The sequence below is a fragment of the Pseudoalteromonas sp. MMG024 genome (genome assembly GCF_021654175.1).
In the GTDB taxonomy this organism is placed as follows: domain Bacteria; phylum Pseudomonadota; class Gammaproteobacteria; order Enterobacterales; family Alteromonadaceae; genus Pseudoalteromonas.
Genome location: NZ_JAKFZO010000058.1, coordinates 1 through 527, shown reverse-complemented (window position 1 = coordinate 527; position 527 = coordinate 1). Strand labels below are relative to the sequence as shown.

The window sequence follows — 527 nt, the reverse complement described above, 5'->3', positions numbered from 1 at the left end:
CTCCTACATCCCCCATGCTTGCTCGCATACCAAACTGCTTTAACAGATTGCGGTATCGCTTACTCGTATATTGAGAACCCCTGTCAGAATGGAACACCAAACCCTTGGCTGGTTTTCTCACGTTATAAGCTTTAATCATGACTTTCATCACTAAATCAGTCGTCATACGTTTATCAATATGCCAGCCAACAATTCGACGAGAATATAAATCCATGACAACAGCAAGGTACATCCAGCCTTGACCTGTTTTCAGATACGTCACATCGCCAGCCCAAACCTGATTGGGGGGTACTGGATTAAAGTTCTGGTTCAACAAATTATTTGCTACTGCATCAGAGTGCTTACGCTTGGTTGTCACTTTATAAGCCACTCGTTGTTTAACCACTAAATTGAGCTTCGCCATTAACTTTCTGGTTCGATAGCGCGTTATTTTAAAACCTTCTTTGCGTAAGTTCTTACATAACTCACGATAGCCTAAACTTTTTCTGCTGCGTTTAAACAGTGCTTTAGCTCTGCGATAAAGGTGT

Annotated in this window: 1 protein-coding gene; it reads right to left on the bottom strand. The window is 41.7% G+C overall.

What is annotated here, in order from left to right; translation table 11 throughout:
• Positions 1–527, bottom strand: a 527-nt coding sequence (locus L1068_RS21845; RefSeq protein WP_237131964.1) for an IS3 family transposase, incomplete at both ends; no start/stop codon positions are given.